Origin of the sequence: Halobacillus ihumii (genome assembly GCF_902726645.1) — a bacterium.
GTDB lineage: Bacteria > Bacillota > Bacilli > Bacillales > Halobacillaceae > Halobacillus_A > Halobacillus_A ihumii.
The window spans coordinates 3,330,968-3,352,695 of record NZ_CACVAO010000001.1; the positions used below are offsets into that span (position 1 = coordinate 3,330,968).

Sequence of the window (21,728 nt, forward strand, 5' to 3'; positions counted from 1 at the left end):
AGGTTTTTTGTATGAGTAATTTTTCTTTTCCCTATGATTAGACTATCTAAACATGTTGTTTGTCCTGTCTGAGTGTTTACACGGTGACGAAAAAGGCTATATTCCCTATAGATTCCATTTGAAAGGGAGTATGTATCGTGTTAAAGCAATATAAATTATATATCGACGGTCAATGGACAGGAACGAATGAATCAATAGATGTAGCAAATAAATATACGCAAGATACATTTGCTCAAGTGGCCAAAGCGTCTGAAAAAGAGGTGAATGAGGCAATCAGTGCGGCAGAACGTGCCTATAAAGGCGAGCCGTTAGCTCCTTATAAGCGTTATCAGATACTTAAGCGTGTCAGTGAGCTGTTACAGGAAAATAAAGAAGAGTTCGCTCAGACGATTGTAATGGAAGCCGGAAAGCCACTTAAACAGGCTCGTACTGAAGTAGACCGCGCGACGCAAACGATAGAGATTTCGGCAGAAGAAGCGAAGCGGATTCATGGGGAAGGAGTACCAGTTGAATCCGCTCCTGGTTCTGAGAATCGTATGGCCTTTACAATTAAGGTCCCAGTAGGTGTGGTAGGGGCTATCAGTCCGTTTAACTTCCCACTGAACCTTGTTTCTCATAAAATTGCGCCTGCTATTGCCGCGGGGAACGCGGTTGTGCTGAAGCCAGCAAGTAAAACACCCGTTGCATCCTTAATGTTAGCTGAAATGTTTCAGGAAGCCGGTTTGCCGAAAGGATTCTTTAATGTCGTGGCGGGCTCTGGATCAACAGTTGGTAATCAAATGATGCAAGATGAACGCATCCAGCTTTATACGTTTACAGGAAGTGCTGAAGTCGGATTGAAATTGAAACAAAATACTGGGCTCAATAAGCTGATCCTTGAGCTCGGAAATAATTCTCCGGTTATTGTTGATAAAGACGCAGATATTGATGCGGCTGCTCAAAACACGGCAGCAAAGAGCTTTGCTTTTGCCGGACAAGTCTGTTTATCGGTGCAGCGTCTTTATGTGCACGAAGAAGTTCGCGACGAGTTTCAAGAGAAATTTATTAAAGCGGTGAAGGAACTGAACGTCGGGGATCCGAGTGATGATGAAACAGATGTTGGTCCGATGATCAGTGAAGATGAGGCCAAACGTGCTGAGCAATGGATAAAGGAAGCGAAGCAGGCAGGGGCAACGGTCGTGCATGGCGGCGAACGGGAAGGCGCCCTACTTCAGCCAACCGTTCTTCAGGATATCACCTCTGATATGAAAGTGGTATGCGAAGAAATCTTCGCGCCTGTTGTCAGCCTTATTCCGTTTACAGATATAAGAGAATGCATTGATGAAGTGAACCAATCTCCTTATGGATTACAAGGTGGAATCTTCACGCAAAATCTTGACACTGCATTTTATGCAGCTAAACATGTCGAGGTAGGTGGAATGATGGTTAACGATTCTTCCCAATACCGCGTGGATCTTATGCCATATGGTGGTGTGAAGGATAGCGGTTCCGGTAAAGAAGGTCCGAAGTATTCCATTGAGGAAATGACGGAGGAGCGCCTGGTTGTACTGAATTTAAATCAATAATAACAGTTCTTTTCCGAAAAAAGGTCGTATGTTCCGCGACCTTTTTTCAGGTTGTAGTGAAACCATTAGCTTGTGCACACTACAGGAAAATACTGCTATCTCTTCACTGAAAATGTTGGAATAAGGCGATTCGCGGATATATCTTGATTTTAGCGGTTATATTCTAATAGTCGCGGATATATTTTAAAAATTGCGGTAATACCGAAGTTATCGCGGATAAACACCAAAATTATTCCATTTGATAAAGCCGAATATTCTTCCGCTGCAGGTAGAGCATGCGCAGCATCAATGTGATGGCTCCGGCAGTTAATCCGATGATTAAGCTCATCCAGTAGCCGTAGGGACCAAGATCCGTATAATTGGCAAGCAAATAACCACTAGGTAAACCAATCACCCAATAAGAAATAAACGACATGAGGAGCGTAATCGTGACGTCTTTGTAGCCTCGTAAAATTCCTTGAATTGGGGCTCCGAAACCGTCGGATAGTTGAAAAAAGATAGCGAAAAGGATAAAGTTCTTCGTCAATTCGATCACACGTTGGTTGGAACTGTAAAGGCGCGCAACTGAGTCGTCGAAGATATACAGGATAGCTCCCGCTACAACGGACATACAGACGGCAATTGAAATCCCAAGATACGAGTAGGTTCGAGCATCTGTGAATCGTTTCGCCCCTACTTCATAACCAACGGCAATCGTTAAGGCAAAAGCAATGCTTAACGGCATCATATAGACGAAAGAGGCAAAATTAATGGCTGCCTGGTGTGCGGCGACAGTGTACGTATCATAAGCGGTCATGAAAAAAGTAACCGCTGAAAAGATACTCGTTTCAAAAAAGATCGCAAATCCAATCGGGATACCAATTTTCAGCTGTTCCCACCAGCTTTTAAAGGAAGGTGTGACCCAGCTTCTAAAAATTCCGTACGTTCGCAGTGGATAAAGTTTATGAATGACCACGGCGATAATGGTAAAAGCCACCCAATAAGTTAAAGAGGTAGCTAATCCTGCACCGATTCCACCTAGTTCAGAGAAGCCCCATTTTCCAAAGATCAATACATAATTAAAGAAAACGTTTGTCGGTAATGTAAGTAAAATGATCATCATCGATATTCTTGTGTGACCAAGTGCATCGATAAATGAACGGAGTATATTAAACATAAACAAAGGAATGATCCCGGTACCAAGAGTGATCAAGTAATATTTGGCAATATGCTGCACGGACTCCTCTAGCTCCATTAAGGACAGTATAGGATCAATTAAAAAGAATCCGATTCCGGCGATCACAATTGCAATGGCAATCGATAAATATACGCCTTGCTTGACTGAGTGGGGAATATCTTTATCTTGTCTCGCCCCTTTAAGCTGAGCTACGATGGGGGAAATCGCCATCAAAATCCCATTTAATCCGGTGAAAATCGGCAGCCATATACTTGATCCGATCGCTACACCAGCCAAGTCTTCCGGCCCTGCCTGACCGGACATGATCGTATCAAAAAAGTTCATCGCATACATGCCGACTTGCGTAATAAAAATAGGTATGAGAATCATGGTGAATAATTTTATTTTTTCTTTTAATGTCGTTGTTTCATACATAGGACTTCTCCTTTTTGGTACAATTCCTATAGGACACGAGGATTATAGCACATTTTGTATCGTGGCAGCTATCAGAGCCACCGATGAAAGGACGATGAATGTTGAATCAGAAACGGATTTTATTTACAGGGGGAGGAACAGCAGGGCATGTCATTGTGAACCTGGCTCTCATCCCTGAATTTCAGAAACAAGGTTACCAAGTTGATTATATAGGTTCCTATGATGGAATAGAAAAACAGTTAATCGGTTCCTTAGACGGCGTCACGTATCATGGCATTTCAACAGGGAAGCTGCGCCGTTATATGTCAAAAGAAAATATAAAGGATCCCTTTAAGGTTATGAAAGGGCTTATGCAGTCAATTGGGATCATTCGTAAACGAAAGCCGCAAGTTATTTTTTCTAAAGGCGGATTTGTGTCGGTGCCTGTTGTGGCGGCCGCAAAATTAAATCGCGTTCCAGCAATTATTCATGAATCTGATTATACCCCGGGTCTTGCTAATAAGCTGTCGTTTCCTTTTGCCAAAAAAGTGCTGGCTACATTTCCAGAGACGATGAAGCATTTGCCTGAAGGGAAGGGGCAATATATTGGCGCTGTTGTTCGAGAGGAGCTATTTACCGGTGATAAAAGAAAAGGGCTGTCCTTTAGTGGATTGACTTCTCAGAAACCTGTTGTGCTGGTGATGGGCGGCAGTACAGGATCCAAGAAAATTAATGATGCGATTCGCTCTAATTTAGATGAATTGCTAAAAGACCTTCAAATCATTCATATTTGCGGCCAAGGACATAAGGACGAATCAATCCATCGGCCTGGATACGCCCAATTTGAATATGTGAATGATGAATTAAAGGATTTGTTTGCGGCATGTGATTTTATTATTTCACGTGCTGGTTCCAATGCGATCTTTGAATTCTTAGCACTGAAAAAGCCGATGCTGCTTATCCCGTTATCAAGAAAAGCAAGTCGCGGCGACCAAATCTTAAATGCGGATTCTTTCGTGAAACAGGGGTATGCTCATAAGCTTGAGGAGGAAGAACTGACTTCTGAAAGCTTGCTGACAGAGGTAAAACGGTTAATGGATTCCAAAGAGAAACTGCTTCGTCATATGAATAACTATGAGAGTAGACGAACGAAAAATGAAGTCATATCCATTATTCAAAATGCTCAAAAAGCAGGGAACAGGTAAGTATGCAAGCAAGACCCCATGAGTTATAATAAAATTAGAAATAAATTTATATCAGGGGTAGATGACGTGAAACCAAAAATGTGTCGTTATTGCTACAAGCCGATTCGGGATCGTGATGAACTGGTTACGGCCTCAAATTGGTTTAGGATTCGACCTTACCATTACAGATGTTTTCAAGAAGTAGAGCAAGATACAAAGACGATTGTTGGAACGTGGACACCTATTAATGGTCCGGCAGGCTTAGTGACAATGATCTTGATGCTCGCTTTAGCGCTTTGGATGTACTCTACAAATACGCTCGGGGTAATAGGTGATATTATTGGATTGTTGGCGTTTTATCCTGTTTTGCTGCGAGTCGCATCCTTTGTATTCATAGAGAGTAAGTTACCTAAATATGTGGAGAACAAAAAATATCAATGAGTCTGCTATTTTTATGAATAGCAGATTTTTTTGGTAAAAAATGAGGTTAGGGCGTTATCATGCTGAGTTAGGGTGCTATCGCTCCAGGTTAGGGCGCTATCCTCATGCGTTAGGCAGCTATCGTGTCTGGTTAAGTCTTTATACGCCAATGTTAGGGCGGTATTGAAATTTAACGAGCCGAAAATAGCCGTCTTAAAAGGCAATTTAGCTTATACTTTTACAGCTATTAAAATTTATGATTGCGCTTACAGATTATTTGTGGTATGTTTATTTCTCGTTGCTTCGAATAGGCTCCACTTAGGCCTGTTACATAGTCATTCCTATCAAATAACGAAAGGGAGAATGGCGTATGTCTATGTATGATGAGCACTTGCAGAGTGAGAAAGAACGACTGATGTTCACGAAAGAGTACATGAATCACTTAATTACCCTTCAAGAATCAGGCCAACAAGCACTAAAGGAACAGCAGGAAGATACCTTACAAAAGCTCGACTTTAAAGACAGCAGTCTTCGCTATCAGGAGATGTTAACCCACTCTAGTTTCATGAAATTGTCTAAAGATCAATTGGAAAACCTCAAGAATCTACGTAAGAAACCGTATTTTGCCCGCATTGATTTTCACCGTAAAGAAAAACCAGACAAAGAAATCTTTTATATTGGAAAAGTCTCTCTGTTCGATCGCGAAACGCAGCTACCGATTATTCTGGATTGGCGCTCTCCTCTGGCCAATGTGTATTATGAGGGCCGTTTGGGAGAGGTGAGCTATGAAGCTCATGGAGAAGAATACGAAGGCAATGTCTCGCTGAAGCGTCAGTATCAAATTGAGGATGGCGAACTGTTAGAATTCCGTGATATTGACTTAACGACAAAAGATGAATTGCTGCAGGATTCTCTTGCCCAAAATGCTGAGCATCGTTTAACTGAAATTGTGTCAACGATTCAGGAGGAGCAGAACAGGGTTATTCGTGCAGACTTACGGAAGCCAATTATCGTTCAGGGGGCAGCGGGGAGCGGCAAGACTACCATTGCTTTACATCGCATCTCCTACTTTCTGTACACGATGCGAGATGTTTTTAAGCCTGATGAAATGCTGATCCTTGCTCCGAACCGTCTGTTCATTCAGTACATATCCGAGGTACTCCCAGAGCTCGGTGTTAATAGAGCTAAACAAACGACGTTCTCGGATTTTGTACAAGAGGTGGTGGATTTAGATTGGCCGGTCGTCAGCCAGCATGAAGTACTTATGGATACCATTGAAAAAATAGCACATAAAGATGCTCCTCATTTACAGGCAGCTGGGTTAAAAGGATCAAAAGCTTTCAAGCAGCTGTTGGACAGGTATATTCAAAAAGTAAAACAATCCTACGTCGTTGAAGAAGATTTTATGCTGGGAGAATTTAAAATTAGAAGCGGTTCCAGTATTAAACGGCTTTTTCTCAAAGACTTTCAACTTTTTCCCTATGAAGTGCGGGTAGAAAAAATAAAACGAGTGCTGCAAAGTGAACTGAGACGAAAGAAGAAAATCATTCTTGATAATATAGCCGCCAAATATGATGACGAGCTGGACAAAGCGCTATTCGGGATGAAGGATAAAGCGAAACGGAAAAAGAGAGTCAGTTTCCTGATTACGAGAAAAGAAGAGCGGCTAAAAGATCTAAAGAAACAAGCGCGTACTGCGGTCTCTCGCTATATGAAGCAATTTCCCAAGCACAAGCTGACAACCCTCTACCAAACGATGTTTGAGGAAGAGACGTTTCGTTCGTTAATAAATGAAGATTCCGAGCAAATGGAGTACCTGCGCAAGATGACTCGGCGCTATTTACAGATGAAGCGGCTCCATTCAGAAGATTTGGCTCCATTGCTATATATATTTACTTTTCTAAAAGGGCTGCATGCTGAAGATCAAATGAAAAAAGTAGTCATCGATGAAGCTCAGGATTATAGCTTTCTTGAATTTTATAGTTTGAAAAAGGTTTTTCAAACGGACTTATTTACAATTGTGGGCGATCTTGCTCAGGGAATCTATCGTTATAGAGGCTTAAGAAGCTGGGAATCTCTTAATGAAGTTTTTAGACAGCCAAATTACTTAACGCTGCAAAAAACGTATCGAACGACAATAGAAATCATGGATTTAGCGAATAGGCTGCTAACCTTGATGCCGGAAGACCTGCCCACAGCCGAACCGGTAGTAAGACATGGTCCGCTCCCAACTTTTATAGAAAAACAACCAGGGTGGCAAGAGGCTTTTCTCAATATTGTCAACCAGCTAGGTGAAGAAGGGATGAAGAGTTTTGCCATCGTCACGAAAACGATGAAAGAAACAGCTGCAGTTCACAGCATTCCAGAAATTCGTTCATTACAATTTGAACCGTTGAATGAAGAAACGGAGATGGGAGAGCGGATGATTCTGCCAGCTTACCTGGCTAAAGGATTGGAATTTGATGTCGTCTTTTTGTTCAGTGAAGATGCTCCTTTCACACGAAATGAACTGGATATCAAAGTATTATATGTTGCCATGACAAGGCCGCTTCACCGGTTATATATGATCGGAAATCACCCGGATGATTTTTTATTACATCACTTGAATGAGCCGCCCTATCAGCAGCATTTACTTAACTAAACAAGTTTCAAATGAGTCTGAACGGGGTAAAAATGGTTATGGAAAAAGTAAAGGAGTGTATGGCAGATGAGTCTAACAGATACAACTCAATTATCGAATGGTGTACATATGCCGTGGGTCGGCCTTGGGGTTTATAAAATGGACAGTGGCGATGAAGTGGTCAGTGCTGTTCGTTCAGCTCTTGACCTCGGGTATCGCCATTTAGATACAGCATCTTTTTATGATAATGAAGAAGGGGTAGGTCAGGCTATTCGTGAGAGTGATCTTCCGCGTGAGGAACTTTTTGTAACGACGAAGGTTTGGAATGATGAACAAGGGTACGAGGAGACAATGAAGGCCTTTGACCGCAGTCTGCGTAAATTAGGACTGGATTACCTTGATCTTTACCTCATACATTGGCCGATTGAAGGAAGTTATAAAGATACGTGGAAAGCGTTAGAGAAGCTTTATAAAGATGGCAAAGTGAAGGCAATTGGCGTCAGCAACTTTATGACGCACCATTTGGATGACTTGCTGCAGGATGCGGAAGTGACGCCGATGGTCAACCAGGTTGAATTTCATCCTGAACTTTATCAGGAAGAGATCCTTGACTACTGTAAACAACGTGATATTCAAGTGGAAGCGTGGTCGCCGATTGGCCGTGGCACATACTTGGATAACCCTGTTTTACAGGAGCTAGCGGAAAAATATAAGAAAACACCAGCGCAAATTATTTTAAAATGGGACTTGCAGCATGGAATTGTGACCATACCAAAATCCACCCGCAAAGTGCGTCAAAAAGAGAACGCTGATGTCTTTGATTTTGAGTTGACGGCAGATGAAATGGACAAAATCAATTCCTTAGACAAAAATAATCGTTTAGGACCGCACCCTGATGAAATGGGTAAATAACGACCCTGGATAACCTCACTCTTTGATTAGAAGTGGGGTTATTTCTATTTATCGGTTAAAATAAATATATAGAAGTTACATAACATTCGGGGTGTAAACACTTATAGCATTTGCGGCGCAACTGGCAGGAATTGAATGATAGAGGAGGGGTTGTATGAAGCCTCAAATTTTAATTGCAGGTGCCGGCCCGACTGGTCTTGCCTTAGCATTGAGCCTGGCGAAGCAGCAGGTACCTTTTAAAATTATTGACCAAGAATCTGGACCCGGGGAGGCGTCAAGGGCGATGGCCGTGATGCCGAGAACGCTTGAGTTTTATGATCAATTTAATTTCGCTGATGAATTCGTAACGGGCGGGATCAAGATTGAAGGCGTCCATGTCCATGTAGATGGTAAAGAAAAGGCCCATCTTGATCTTGGGTCGATCGGGGAAGGAATAAGCCGCTTCACGTCGCCTTACAGTTTTCCACAGGATGAGCATGAGAAAGTTTTACTGAAGCAGCTTGAGCGATATGGAGTAGAGGTTGAGTGGAACACAGAGCTGTTGTCTTTTCATGAGACCGATGAGGGGACGATGGCAGTATTGGTTTGTGACGGTGAAGAAAGCGAACAAGAATTTCTTTATATATGCGGATGTGATGGCGCGAGCAGTGCGGTTCGTCATCAAATTCAGGCAGGTTTTCCAGGCGGGACGTATGAACAGGAATTTTATGTGATGGATATGAAGGCCGTAGGAGCGCCTATTGGCTCTCATAAATTAGCGATGTGTATGCACGGGGAAGAGTTTGTTGTATTGTTGCCTGTTCGCAGTAGCGATACCACGAGGGCGATTGGTGTGTTTCCCGATTACATGACAGCAGCTGATAAAGAGATTACGTCTGAAAATCTGGTAGATTACATGCAATCTGCTTTCAGTATAGACGTAAAAGAAGTCAATTGGTTCTCGACATACAAAGTTCATCATCGGGTGGCGGAAGTCTTTAGAAAAGGAAGAGCTTTTCTAGTTGGTGATGCAGCCCATATTCATAGTCCAGCAGGCGGCCAGGGAATGAACACGGGAATTGGAGATGCCATGAATCTTGGCTGGAAACTGGCAGCCGTCGTGCAAGGAAAAATGAAACAAGAGGTGCTTAAAACGTATGAAACCGAGCGAAAGGCCTTTGCGGAACGTCTAGTCGATACAACAGACCGTGTGTTTACACGAGTAGTCTCTAAGAAGAGAGCCAATCGACTGTTTCGAAAAAGAATTGCTCCTCTGCTGATCCCATTAGCGAATCGATCAGATCGAGCCAGAAAAAAGCTGTTTATGACCCTATCTCAAGTGCAGATTGAGTACACAAAGAGCCGGCTGAGCAGGGGAAAAGTAAACGAACTCCAGGCTGGTATTCGACTCCCATATACAGGGGAGAACTATGAAGCTTTACGTGCGTGGGATTGGCAAGTACATGTATATGGTGGAGCCAACTCTGAGCTTCGGGATTTTTGTCAGGACCGCGGGTTGGTGCTTCATACATTCAAGTATGATTCTGCCGCAGAAAAAAGAGGATTTAGCGGAGGAGCCATTTATTTAGTGCGACCGGATGGGCACATTGGTTTTGTGCATCCTGATCGGGACGTGCAAAGGCTTCAGAAATATATGGATGATTGGGGGATCGTCCCTTTCCACGGTTGATGTTGTTTTACTAAGAGTGTGGCTAATGCTTTTAGAAAATAGGAGTTGTAGAACAATAAAAAGAAGCATGAGGCCGGCGCCCCATGCTTTTTTTAATTTGCCTGTAAATTTTTCTTTTTACGAGCTTTTTCCTTTTCGATCTGTTTACTTCGAAGCTGACCGCATGCTGCATCAATATCGGTTCCGTGCTCGGTACGGACGCCGCATCTTATTCCGCGATCCATCAAAGTCTGATAGAAGGTAAGAATGGCTTCTTTTTCACTGCGCTCGTACGGATTATCAGCGACCGGATTGTACGGAATTAAGTTAACGTACGATAAATGGCGCTTATCTTTTAGTAAAGCGGCTAACTGTTCCGCTTCTTTCTTATGATCATTCACATCTTTTAATAAAATATATTCAAAGGTAATACGCCGATTTGTTTTTTCTAAATAGTAATCAATAGCTGGCATTAGTTTCTCTAATGGATAGGCGCGATTGATCTTCATAATTTTCGTACGGAGTTCATTGTTCGGTGCGTGGATGGATAGAGCCAGATTAATTTGGATGCCTTCATCCGCAAACTCGTACATTTTTGGCGCGATTCCACTTGTAGATACAGTGATGTGACGCGCTCCAATCGATAATCCTTTTTGATCGTTTACAACACGCAGGAAATCAATCAAGTTGTCATAGTTATCGAATGGTTCACCGATTCCCATCACGACAATGTGGCTGACACGTTCGTCCTGGCCTTGATCATCCAGATGGTGCTGTACTTGCATAATTTGTTCAACAATCTCGCCGCTTGTTAAGTCACGGTTTTTACGCAGAACGCCACTCGCACAGAATGAACAGCCAATATTGCAGCCGACCTGTGTGGTGACACAAACTGATAGGCCATAGTTAAAGCGCATCAAGACGGTTTCGATCACGTTGCCGTCGTCTAATTTAAATAGGAATTTAACCGTTCCATCTTTTGATTCCTGTTTAATTTCTTCCTTTAATGTCTCTATCGTAAAATGCTGATCGAGAAGATCGATACAGGACTGATTCGCATTTTTCATCTCTGCAAAATCGGTGACACGCTTCTGGTAAAGCCAGTTCCAAACCTGCTTTGAGCGGAACTTCTTCTCACCGTGCTCGATCATCCACTCCGTCAGTTGGTCAAAGGTTAATCCGTAAATGGATTGTTTCATATATACGCTCCTCTATAAAAAAATACGCTATTCCTATAATAATGGATATACAGGCTGTAAACAACCAGTATGGGAAAGTCAGAATCTTATTTTAACTTCCAGTACAAACATTTTAGCAGCTGCGTCATTGGAATAGAAGAAGGTGGTCGGGGAAATAACTCGCTTTCCGTGGGCGTACGGTGAGCTTCCTCAGGCTTCCGCCTTCCGGGATCTCACCCTGTACTATAATCCCACAGGAGTCTCGTCATTTCCCCGACCACCTTACCTAGTAAAAGAAACGGAACGGGTACCTGTCAGTGTAGGAACACTACATAACCATTAATTATGACAGCTTTTATAGGTCTACCTTCATGAATGAACAGTACCGTTAAATTCAATCTCCGTTAAAGGAAGGCCCGATGCTCGTCTGGAGAAGTATCTCCGATTTTTTACTAAATGGTTCCGTAGAGCTCATTATCGAAATGGGAAACTGCGAGACTCCTACGGGAAAGGAAAGGCTGGCGAGGCCCCGGAGGTCGGAGACCGAGGAGACTTGCCGTCTTCCCCGTGGAAAGCGAGTGGTTTTCCATCCCCATCCTCATATTAATAAATACGGAACCTTTATCAATCAGGACAATTTCATAATGACGGAACAGTTAAAACAGTAGAAAGGAATTAATTTCCTTAATAATCTGTTGCATTAATTTTCCGAAAATTGTATAATATATAATCATTGAGAAAAGGAGGTCACGACCATGAAAAAACGAATTGTACGATCCCAGTCCAATTTCATATGGTTCGTGGCCAGCCGGTAAACCTAGTTTATTCCATGAGAATAGGTTCATAGCGGGCCACGTATGTTCGTGGCCTTTTTATGTGTTTGGAAAGCATACGTCACGTACGTATGCTTTTTTTGAGTTTTTAGGCGTCTGTCATAAAGGACAGATCTTTATTTTCTTGGTGGCAAGCGGCTGTGACCGCTTCACATAAATACATGATTACAGGAGGTTTTTATGAAATGAGTAACAAATGGACGCACAAAGAATGGAACGAAGGTTGGAAAGAGAGTGGTTAGCTAGTGAACAGATGAAAGGATGATAGCGATGTTTAGTGTGTTAGTGAAGTTACGCTGGTTTTTTAAGCAATATTGGAAAAGGTACACATTTGCCATTATCGCCTTGATTATCGTAAGTGCGATTGATTTAATCCCGCCAAAATTGGTTGGGATGGCGATTGATGAAATACAATTTAATACGTTAACAATGGAACATCTAATTGATGTGCTGCTTTTATATGGCGGATTGATTATTGCCAGTTACACGATCTCATATTTATGGGATTATACGTTATTCAGCGGAGCGGCTATTATGGAGCGCAGTATGCGTTCAAGACTGATGGATCATTTTCTCAAAATGACTCCGAGATTTTTTCAACGTAATAAGGCTGGCGACTTAATGGCCCGCAGTACAAATGATCTTAAAGCCATTGAAATGACGGCTGGGTTTGGAATACTAACGTTGATCGACTCGACGATCTTTATGATCTTAATCATTGCGATGATGGGGTTGACGATCAGCTTTAAGTTAACCTTAGCAGCTTTGATTCCGCTGCCGATTATGGCGTTTGTGATGAATAAGTATGGCGGTGTGATTCATAAGCGTTTTATGGAAGCTCAGGAAGCTTTCGGGGAATTAAATAATTATGTGCTGGAATCAGTGAGAGGGGTTCGGGTAGTCAGGGCTTTTGTCCAGGAACGACAGGACCAGCATAGGTTTCAGAATATAACTGAAGATGTGTACGGGAAAAATGTCAAAGTAGCCAAGGTGGATGCTTTGTTTGAACCAACCATAACCGTTCTCGTAGGAATCTCTTACACCATCGGCCTTGGGTATGGGGCCTCACTTGTTTTTCACAATGTGATTACGCTCGGTGAGATGGTTTCTTTTAACGTATATTTAGGCATGTTAATTTGGCCGATGTTTGCGGTTGGCGAGCTGATCAATGTGATGCAGCGTGGGAATGCCTCACTGGATCGAGTAAATGAAACGCTGCAGTATAAGCCTGACGTTCTGTCCCCTAGTCATCCGAGAAGGCTCGATTATCCAGATACGATCGAGTTTAAAGGGGTAGATTTTCAATACCCAGGGGCGGAAGTTAAAGGGTTAAGTCAATTGGATGTGTCGATCAAACGCGGTCAGACGATTGGCATTGTAGGGAAGACTGGTGCTGGAAAAACCACACTGTTCAGACAGTTGCTCCGTGAATATCCGGGGCTTCAAGGCTCTTTGCAAATTAATGGCATCGATATCAAAAACTTGGACTTAGATACGACACGATCCTGGATTGGTTATGTCCCACAAGAGCAAATTTTGTTCTCTAAGTCCATTCGCGAGAACATTCAGTTTGGTAAAAAAGGGGCGACGGATGAGGAGATTTATCGAGTCATGCGCTTAGCCCACTTTCTAGAAGATATGAAAATTTTACCGAAAGGGCTCGACACGATGGTGGGAGAAAGCGGGGTTACCCTGTCTGGAGGGCAAAAACAGCGAGTTGCGATAGCCCGGGCTTTCATCATGGACCCGGAAATTCTCATGCTTGATGATGCAATGTCAGCTGTGGATGGAGAGACAGAGGCAGCCATTATCGAACATCTTCGTAAGGAACGAGAAGGAAAAACAACGCTGATTGCTGCGCATCGATTGTCTGCGGTGACTCACGCTGATCATATTCTAGTGCTTGAAGATGGCCGAATTGCTGAGCAAGGTACTCATCAGGAGCTGATGAAGCAAAAAGGCTGGTATCAGACACAATATGATCATCAGCAGCTTGATCGGGAGGTGAAGGAATGAGGAAGCCTTCAACAGAACGTAAATTATTTAATTTTGCTTTATTGTATCGAAGGAATATTGTTATTGGGCTTGTTTGTTTAGTTATTGCGGTTGCTTTAGAGCTTACAGGGCCATTTATTGCCAAGCGTCTGATTGATGAACATATCGTCGGCATTGAGGACCAATGGCATGAAGTTCAGCAGCCTGATGCCTACACGGTTTCTTATAACGGAGAACTGTATAAACGGGCCGACCGTATTGAGGAAAATGATGAAGTAACCGATACGGCAACTATTTTGCAAGTAGGCCGGAATTATATGTTTATTCCTTCTGATGTGCCTCTGACGGGCAGTCGCTCCTATCAAGATGGAGTCGTTACCATTACTTTAAATGGGGAAACGATGAAAGCTGAAGCAGAGCAACTGTCTTTGACAGAGCTGTATCGTTTCTTCGAGCCTGAACAGCGCTCGATTTACTGGCTGCTTGCCATCTATCTCGGGCTTCTGCTGATTGCAGCTGTTTTTCAATTCATTCACACATTTATTCTTCAAAAGACGTCTAATCGTATTATTAAGCGAATGAGAGATGACGTATTTGCTCATATTCACCGTCTGCCTGTGAATTATTTTATCGATCAGCCGGCGGGGAAAATCGTGGCGCGCGTTACAAACGATACAGAAGCGATTCGGGAGCTTTACGTCAAGGTGCTGGCCACATTTGTTACAAGTATTTTTTACATGGCGGGGATCTATGTCGCTCTGTTTTTGCTAGATGTGAAGCTTGCTTTGATGTGTTTGCTGCTGATTCCGATTATTCTGGTATGGATGAGGCTGTATAAGCATTATGGGGGCAAGTACAATAGCGTTGTGCGATCTACCGTTAGTGATATGAATGGGAGTATAAATGAAGCGATACAAGGCATGTCGATTATTCAAGCCTTTCGTCAGGAAAAACAAACGTCGGAGGATTTTGAACGTCTGAATACGAGACATTTCAATTACCAACGTAAACTTGTACGATTGAGTGCTTTAACTTCGTTTAATTTGGTAAATGTATTGAGAAACATCGCTTTTGTTGCGTTTCTTTGGTATTTCGGTTCCTCATCAATTGGCGTGGAAGGAATTGTAACAGCCGGTGTACTTTACGCATTCGTTGATTATTTGAACCGGCTTTTTCAACCTGTAACGGATCTCGTTAATCAGCTGCCGCAGCTTGAGCAGGCTCGTGTCGCTGCTGGACGCGTATTCGAGCTGCTTGAACAACCGGTGGAATCTCAAGACCATGAGCCTGTGTCCCGTTATCGTGGAAAGATTGCCTTTAAACAGGTAACCTTTGCCTATACAAAAGGAGAAGACGTGCTCAAAGATATTAATTTCGAAGTACAGCCGGGACAGACGGCAGCCTTTGTCGGTCACACAGGTTCTGGAAAAAGTTCAATTATGAACTTGTTATTTCGTTTTTATGACCCTCAAACTGGTGAGATCACGATCGATGGCCACTCTACAAAAGAATGGTCACGGCAGCAGGTACGTAGTCACATGGGGATCGTGCTCCAGGATCCCTTTATTTTCTCGGGGACGATTTTGTCGAATGTAACGATGAATGATGAAAAAATTTCCCGGGAAATGGCTATCAATGCCTTGAAAGCTGTAGGGGCAGATCGCTTTATAGAAAAATTACCAGATCAATATGATGCCGTTCTGCAGGAAAAAGGAGATTCTTTATCAATGGGAGAGCGTCAGTTGATTTCTTTTGCCAGGGCACTCGCGTTTGATCCAGCTATTTTAATCCTGGATGAAGCGACGGCGAACATTGATACGGAAACCGAGCAGATCATTCAGAAAGCCTTGGAAGTATTAAAGCAAGGCCGGACGACACTTGTGATTGCCCACCGATTATCCACCATTCAGCAGGCAGATCAAATTTTCGTATTAAATCGTGGTACAATGATAGAGCGAGGAACGCATAGTGAACTTCTGGCTGAAGGCGGCCAGTACTACCAGATGTATCAAATGCAGCAGGGTGCCGTTAAAGCAGGTGCTATGTAGTTCTTATTCTAATGGCTTATGAGGTGTCGACGCATGAAAGACCATGATGATCAAAAGCCGGATATCATTGATGATGATTTATATGAAGAAATAGATGATGAAGAATTATATGAACTTATTCAAGAGGAAAAAAGGCTGGCTTGGGAACGCGAACGGGAAGAGAAAGAGGAGAGAAAATCTAAGCGTCCGTTTCCAAGGTGGCTGTTCTTTCTGATCGCCTTTATGATGATAGCAAACATCATTGCTGTCATTCCGAAAACGTTCTCGATTCCCGCGATTGACTTTTTAGTCACGTCCGCAAAACTCTCTACTAATCCAGACATTGATCGATACCAGGAAGCAGTCGTTGTCGTGGAAGCAGGGCAAAGTAAAGGGACGGGATTCGCGATCGATAAAGAGGGAACGATTATTACAAACCACCATGTGATTGAAGGAAAGAAACGGATCTCTGTCGCTTTCCCTGACGAGGGATTGTTTGAAGCCAAAGTTGTGGAGAAGTTTCCTGAAGTTGACTTAGCTGTATTACAAGCCGAAGGTAGCGGTTTTCCCCATCTTACGTTAGCAAAACAAACGTCTTTTGAAGAAGGGGAGCCTTTTTATTTTATCGGAAACCCGTTAAGCTTCACAGGAATCGCGAATAAAGGGAGGATTATCGACTCTATTACATTAGAAGATTGGAAGCAGCCTGTTTTAATGCTTGATGCACCAATCTATCGGGGCAATTCGGGGAGCCCAGTCATTAATTCTCAAGGAAAAGTGATGGCTGTGGTCTTTGCCACCTTAGATCATGAGGAAAAAGGGCGGGTCGGACTGGCCATTCCTATCGATTATTATTATGAGCGAACAAACCAAGAAACCCCCTAAGTAATAGCTGACGTTTTACTTAGGGGGTTAAATAGGTATTATGAATCATTGTTTTATGGTTCGTAAGACTTATTTTGTGGGCATATTTACGTTCTTAACTTGATAATGGTTATTGCGTAATTCTAAATACCTGTTTTTTGAAATGATTATTTAATAAAATGTAAATCGTGTGTGGTGGAATACAAGTCGAATATTGAGTAAAATTGTCTTGCTCTATACAATATCCACATACCTGCCTTATACAATTAGTGAAAACTACTTCAGTTTTATATGGTTGATACAAAATTGTAATAAAAATGAAACTTTTATTTAAAATACGCCCAAATAGATGAATTTTGAAACGAAAATATTTATTAGCTGGAGGTGATGAAGGTTGATCAGAGGTCTTTTTCGAACGAAGGACACCTCCCTTGATGAACTGGTAGCAGCTGCAAAACAGGGAGACGACAACATTAAAAATGAAATGCTTAAACAGTATCAACCTTTTATCGCCAAAAGTGTTTCTGAAGTATGTAAGAGATACATTGACCCAACGAAAGATGATGAATACAGTATTGGTTTGCTCGCTTTTAACGAGGCCATTGACGCTTATTCCTGTGACAAAGGCAGCTCGTTCTTATCCTTTGCGAAGCTTGTCATAAAGCGTAAAGTGATTGATTATATCCGAAACGAGCAAAAGCGTCTTAAAGTAGTTTCTCTTGACGAAGATTATGTTGAGGATGAACAAATGGAAAATCCTTCAGAGGTAAGAGCAGCGAAAGACCGCTATGTTCTTGAGACCGAAGCGTGGTATCGCAGGGAGGAGATTCGTGAATTTCAGGCTCATTTGCGAAAGTACAAGCTTTCCTTTGCTGAATTAACAGAGGCTTCTCCTAAACATGTGGACGCAAGAGAGTCTGCTATTCAGGTGGCGCGTATCGTTTATGAAAACGATGAGCTTCGTCAGCAAGTGCTTGAAAAAGGTCGGCTGCCCATTAAAGACCTCGTTAATAAAGTAGAGGTCAGTAAGAAAACATTGGAGCGAAACCGTAAATTCATCATTGCTATGGTACTCATCTTTTCTGGTGACTATGTGTATCTAAAAGATTATCTAAAGGGGGTGGGTATGTGAGAAAAGGTATTGTCATGGAGCAAAGCAGATCGTATACGATCGTGATGACAAATGATGGGAATTTTCATAAAGCGAAACTCTTAAAACGGGCTGAAGTAGGAATGGAAGTGTATTTTCAACCTGCCGTCGTTAAACACAAAGGTTTTGCCCAGGTGTTTACGCTGCCCAGGATGAAATTTGTCGCTGTTGCGTTAGCTTTATTGATTGCCTTATTTCCAGCCTATCTATGGTATGGGAGTAACAAAGCCTATGCTTTTGTAAATATTGATATGAACCCTAGTGTTGAACTTAAGCTTAATAAAAACATGCAAGTCATTGATGTGATTCCGCTGAATGAAGACGCGGAGGTCCTATTATCAAAGCTTGAGGATTGGCAGAACGACCCTGCCTCCGAAGTCACCTTTGACATGATTACATTAAGTCAGGAATTAGGTTATATCAATAACCAAAATCAGGTGCTGATTGGGGTAAGCTATGTAAATAAGCATGATGAGGACTTTTCTGCCAAAATTGAGAGCTATTTAGCTAAACAATCTTTTAATTTGTCAATAGCCTCCTATAATGTCCCCAGCCAGTTGAGGAAACAGGCGAAAAAAGAAAAGGTATCGGTTAATGAATTGATGGCAGATTCACTTAGTGAAGCAAAAAACGGTAAATCAGCGAAAGTTACGATTGAGGCTGACGATAAAGCCATTATACAATCCTTTTACAACCAATCAGAATCGTCAAAATCAAACGGAAATAAAATGGAAAAGCCGTCTCAGCAGATCAACCGTGATTCTTCCAAAGAAATGTTCATTGTCCCGAAGGATGAATTTAAGCCTAAACCTTCTCAAGCGAAAGACAAGCAGACTCCTCCGGGCCATGCTAAAAAAAAGGACCATTCACCTCACCCGGGTCAGGCAAACAGAAGTGACCAAGCAGATAAGCGTGCTAATGATCGTCCTGCTTCGGACAAAGAAAAAGCGAACAAGAATCATTCAGCAAAAGCAAAGAATAATCAACATAGCAAACCTGACCCCTCTAAACGAGCTGATGATCATAAACCGGATAAAAAAACGAAACACGATCACAAAAACCAGAAGAAAAGCAAAAATCATAACGGAAATGGCCCTGGCAAAAAGCATAACAATGGCAAAGCGAACAAACAAAAGGGTAATGGTAATGGATCTCACTAACACTTCGGCAGAACGAAGTGTTTTTTTGTTGTTCATTCGGTGAATAGATAAGGGAGGACAGAAAAAGGAGAAGGGTAATCATGACTAAGGAATGGCTGGGAGTTCGAAATGGAGAGTTAGCACCGTGCCCAAATTCTCCAAATTGCATATCTACACAGGCACAGCGATCTAAGCAGAAAATGAAGTCTCTTCCTTTTTTTCGCGATAAAGATGGGGCAAAAAACGTCATCCTGAATATCATCGGTGCAGAGAAACGGACCGAGATTCAAAGCCAACAAGAGGATTATCTGCATGTTGTTTTTACATCAAAGTTTCTTAAGTTTAAAGACGATGTGGAGTTTTACTTTGATCAACTAGAGGAAAGGGTTCATTTTCGCTCTGCTTCAAGAGTTGGCTACATAGATTTCGGGGCGAATCGTAAGCGAATGGAGCAAATCTCCAAGGAATATCTCGACCAAATGAAAGGGGTATCTTCATGAAATTTGATTATCAACTGGCCGTGATCGGCGGCGGATCGGGAGGTTTGACTGTTGCGGCGGGCGCAGCAAGTTTAGGGGCCTCTGTAGCCTTGATCGAACGCAAAACGGAGTTAGGTGGTGACTGTTTACATTATGGATGTATGCCCTCAAAAGCCCTAATTCACAGCGCAGCAGAAGTGCATGTGACAGCAGAGCTGACTGAGCTTTCCAGTGAGCAGTATGATCATTTATTTGCTGTAGCGATGGATAAAGTTTCAAAGGCGGTTGGTGAGGTCCAGGGCCATGATTCTAAAGATCGCTTTCTTAAGTTAGGAGTAGATCTGTTTGAAGAAGAAGCAAGTTTCGTGAATGAGCACACCCTTCAAGTCGGAGAAGATATCATCACGGCAAAACGCATCGTGTTAGCTACAGGGTCATCGCCGGTGGTGCCGCCGATAGAAGGGATGGAGCAAGTCAGCTATTTGACGAATGAATCGATTTTTAACTTAAAGAAGCGCCCTCGGTCACTCGTGGTGATCGGCGGCGGGGTCATTGGGCTGGAATTAGCTCAGGCGATGGCACGGCTGGGGGTGAGTGTTACGATCGTGGAAGCCGGGGATCAGATCGCTGGACAGGAGGATCGTGAAATCGCCCAAATAGCGGAACAGGTAATTGGTGAAGAAGTCTCGATCTTAACGAATGCGACTGTAGATCGTGTTGAACAAGAAGCAGAGCAGGTTGTAGTTCACTTTTCTCAAGACGGAATGCAAGGAAGTATCGAAGCCGATCAGCTGCTGCTAGCAACAGGACGCCAGGCAAATATTGAACGGCTTTCTCTTGAACGCGCAGGAATCAAGACAAAAGATGGTGCCGTTGAGGTTGATGATTGTTTGCGAACAAATCAGAACCATGTTTATGCTATTGGGGATTGCAACGGCTCGATGCCATTTACTCATGCAGCCGGCATGGAAGGGAGACTTGTCGTTTCAAATGCAGTGCTTGGACTTTCAAGGAGAGTTTCTTATCAAAAGGTTCCATGGGTGATCTATTCGTCCCCAGAAATCTATCACTTGGGTCTGACGGAAGAGCAGGCGAGAGAGAAATACGGTGATCAGCTGCTAACATTTAAGACAAAGCTTTCTGATAATGACCGATTTATGGCCGAGCTACAGACTGCAGGATTGGTAAAAGTACTAACGACGAACAGTGGAAAAATTGTAGGCGCCCATGCTGTCGGTCCAGGTGCCGGGGAGTGGATGCAGGAAGTGGGAACGATCCAGAGCTTAAATAAAAAATTTCAGTCCTTATCCAATGTCATACATCCTTATCCAGCACGAAATACTATCGTTTCCCAGACAGCCGATATCTATTGGCGGGAAAAGCTGTTTGACAGTAATCTAAATAGTTTGATCCGCTGGTATGTAAAGAAGTTTAGATAGAAGCTGCCCCATTTTTGTGAAAAAAGGCCAGCTTTAAGAAGGGTCGCCCAGCAATCCGTAGAAGAATAAGTGGGTAAACTCATCGGTGAATCGTTTGATGTCTTCTTCTGTACGATAAAGTTCTTTATGTTTTCGTAAAGCCTGTGCATACATATCGATATAAATCATAATCGATTGATAGGAGAGCTCGTCAGAAATGTATCCTTCATCCTTCCCTTGTTCAATCAGTTCGATGAAAAGCGGGATCGATTCCTCGTTCGTAAAAGAACTGATAAACGCTTTAATTTCAGGATGCTCTGACATGATCGACTGGATAAAGTCAGCGTCCATGTGAAAAAAACTTTCTTTCTCACTGTGGATCATGTGATCGAGTTTCCCTTTGAAATCCAGAGCGGAGCTGTGGAGAATAGCGCGGGAGGATTCCAGTAGATCATAGGCGAATGATTTAATGGTTTCCAGCAGGAGCTGATCTTTCCCGCCAAAGTAATTATAAATGGTTACTTGGGAAACGTCGGCTGCTTTTGCAATTTGCTGGATGCTGACTTTCTGCACGCCATACTTTGAAAAAAGTTCAAACGAGGCTGTAATAATATTATGTTTCTTCCGTTCTTTTCGTTTTTCAAATCCGTTCATAGGCTTCACCTCACTTTTACTATACAATCAGTTATGAACTTAATCAAAACATTCATTTCATAATGTTATAAA

At 42.6% G+C, this 21,728-nt stretch carries 16 protein-coding genes; 13 read left to right on the top strand and 3 right to left on the bottom strand.

The features are described from left to right. Positions 1-134 precede the first annotated feature (134 nt). Positions 135-1,565: an aldehyde dehydrogenase family protein gene (locus G6R08_RS16575; protein WP_420810425.1), complete on the top strand. Its 1,431-nt coding sequence runs from the start codon at positions 135-137 to the stop codon at positions 1,563-1,565. Between the two features lie 229 nt (positions 1,566-1,794). On the opposite strand, the gene G6R08_RS16580 is transcribed toward G6R08_RS16575, so the two are convergent. Next, complete coding sequence (locus tag G6R08_RS16580; RefSeq protein WP_163529437.1) at positions 1,795-3,156, bottom strand: MATE family efflux transporter; 1,362 nt, start codon at positions 3,154-3,156, stop codon at positions 1,795-1,797. A 98-nt stretch (positions 3,157-3,254) separates the two neighbouring features. On the opposite strand from G6R08_RS16580, the gene G6R08_RS16585 reads away from it, so the two are divergent. From G6R08_RS16585 to G6R08_RS16605, 5 genes are all read left to right on the top strand, one after another. Further along, positions 3,255-4,340: an undecaprenyldiphospho-muramoylpentapeptide beta-N-acetylglucosaminyltransferase gene (locus G6R08_RS16585; protein ID WP_163529439.1), complete on the top strand. Its 1,086-nt coding sequence runs from the start codon at positions 3,255-3,257 to the stop codon at positions 4,338-4,340. A 66-nt stretch (positions 4,341-4,406) separates the two neighbouring features. Further along, positions 4,407-4,760: a hypothetical protein gene (locus G6R08_RS16590; protein WP_163529441.1), complete on the top strand. Its 354-nt coding sequence runs from the start codon at positions 4,407-4,409 to the stop codon at positions 4,758-4,760. Between the two features lie 349 nt (positions 4,761-5,109). Then, positions 5,110-7,380 carry an RNA polymerase recycling motor HelD gene (gene helD, locus G6R08_RS16595; RefSeq protein WP_240339755.1) on the top strand — a complete coding sequence of 757 codons (2,271 nt, stop codon included), beginning with the start codon at positions 5,110-5,112 and terminating at the stop codon, positions 7,378-7,380. A gap of 66 nt (positions 7,381-7,446) precedes the next feature. Then, positions 7,447-8,271, top strand: a complete 825-nt coding sequence (locus G6R08_RS16600; protein WP_163529443.1) for an aldo/keto reductase — start codon at positions 7,447-7,449, stop codon at positions 8,269-8,271. 154 nt (positions 8,272-8,425) lie between these two features. Then, complete coding sequence (locus G6R08_RS16605; RefSeq protein WP_163529444.1) at positions 8,426-9,940, top strand: FAD-dependent monooxygenase; 1,515 nt, start codon at positions 8,426-8,428, stop codon at positions 9,938-9,940. A 92-nt stretch (positions 9,941-10,032) separates the two neighbouring features. Here the strand turns inward: G6R08_RS16605 and rlmN are convergent, their stop codons facing one another. Continuing rightward, on the bottom strand, positions 10,033-11,118 hold the full coding sequence (gene rlmN / locus G6R08_RS16610) for a dual-specificity RNA methyltransferase RlmN (protein WP_163529446.1): 1,086 nt from the start codon (positions 11,116-11,118) through the stop codon (positions 10,033-10,035). Positions 11,119-12,200: 1,082 nt separating this feature from the next. Between rlmN and G6R08_RS16615 the strand changes: the two genes are divergently transcribed. From G6R08_RS16615 to G6R08_RS16645, 7 genes are all read left to right on the top strand, one after another. Further along, positions 12,201-13,946 (top strand): ABC transporter ATP-binding protein, encoded by a 1,746-nt coding sequence (locus G6R08_RS16615; protein WP_163529448.1) that lies wholly within the window; start codon positions 12,201-12,203, stop codon positions 13,944-13,946. Further along, positions 13,943-15,973: an ABC transporter ATP-binding protein gene (locus tag G6R08_RS16620; protein WP_163529450.1), complete on the top strand. Its 2,031-nt coding sequence runs from the start codon at positions 13,943-13,945 to the stop codon at positions 15,971-15,973. Before G6R08_RS16615 ends, G6R08_RS16620 begins: the two co-directional genes overlap by 4 nt. Before the next feature lie 33 nt (positions 15,974-16,006). After that, positions 16,007-16,837, top strand: coding sequence for a S1C family serine protease (locus G6R08_RS16625; RefSeq protein WP_163529452.1), 831 nt, complete (start codon positions 16,007-16,009; stop codon positions 16,835-16,837). Between the two features lie 373 nt (positions 16,838-17,210). Next, positions 17,211-17,948 carry an RNA polymerase sigma factor SigI gene (sigI, locus tag G6R08_RS16630; protein ID WP_163529454.1) on the top strand — a complete coding sequence of 246 codons (738 nt, stop codon included), beginning with the start codon at positions 17,211-17,213 and terminating at the stop codon, positions 17,946-17,948. Beyond that, the gene (locus tag G6R08_RS16635) at positions 17,945-19,126 is read left to right on the top strand and encodes an anti-sigma factor domain-containing protein (protein ID WP_163529456.1); all 1,182 of its coding nucleotides are present in this window, start codon (positions 17,945-17,947) and stop codon (positions 19,124-19,126) included. The genes sigI and G6R08_RS16635 overlap by 4 nt, the downstream gene beginning before the upstream one ends. 80 nt (positions 19,127-19,206) lie before the next feature. Then, positions 19,207-19,605, top strand: coding sequence for a DUF1499 domain-containing protein (locus tag G6R08_RS16640; protein ID WP_163529458.1), 399 nt, complete (start codon positions 19,207-19,209; stop codon positions 19,603-19,605). Then, entirely contained in the window at positions 19,602-21,023 is a 1,422-nt protein-coding gene (locus tag G6R08_RS16645) for a dihydrolipoyl dehydrogenase family protein (RefSeq protein ID WP_163529460.1), read from the top strand. Before G6R08_RS16640 ends, G6R08_RS16645 begins: the two co-directional genes overlap by 4 nt. 33 nt (positions 21,024-21,056) lie before the next feature. Here G6R08_RS16645 and G6R08_RS16650 read toward each other — a convergent pair whose 3' ends face one another. Next, complete coding sequence (locus G6R08_RS16650) at positions 21,057-21,656, bottom strand: TetR/AcrR family transcriptional regulator (RefSeq protein WP_163529461.1); 600 nt, start codon at positions 21,654-21,656, stop codon at positions 21,057-21,059. Between the last annotated feature and the right edge of the window lie 72 nt (positions 21,657-21,728).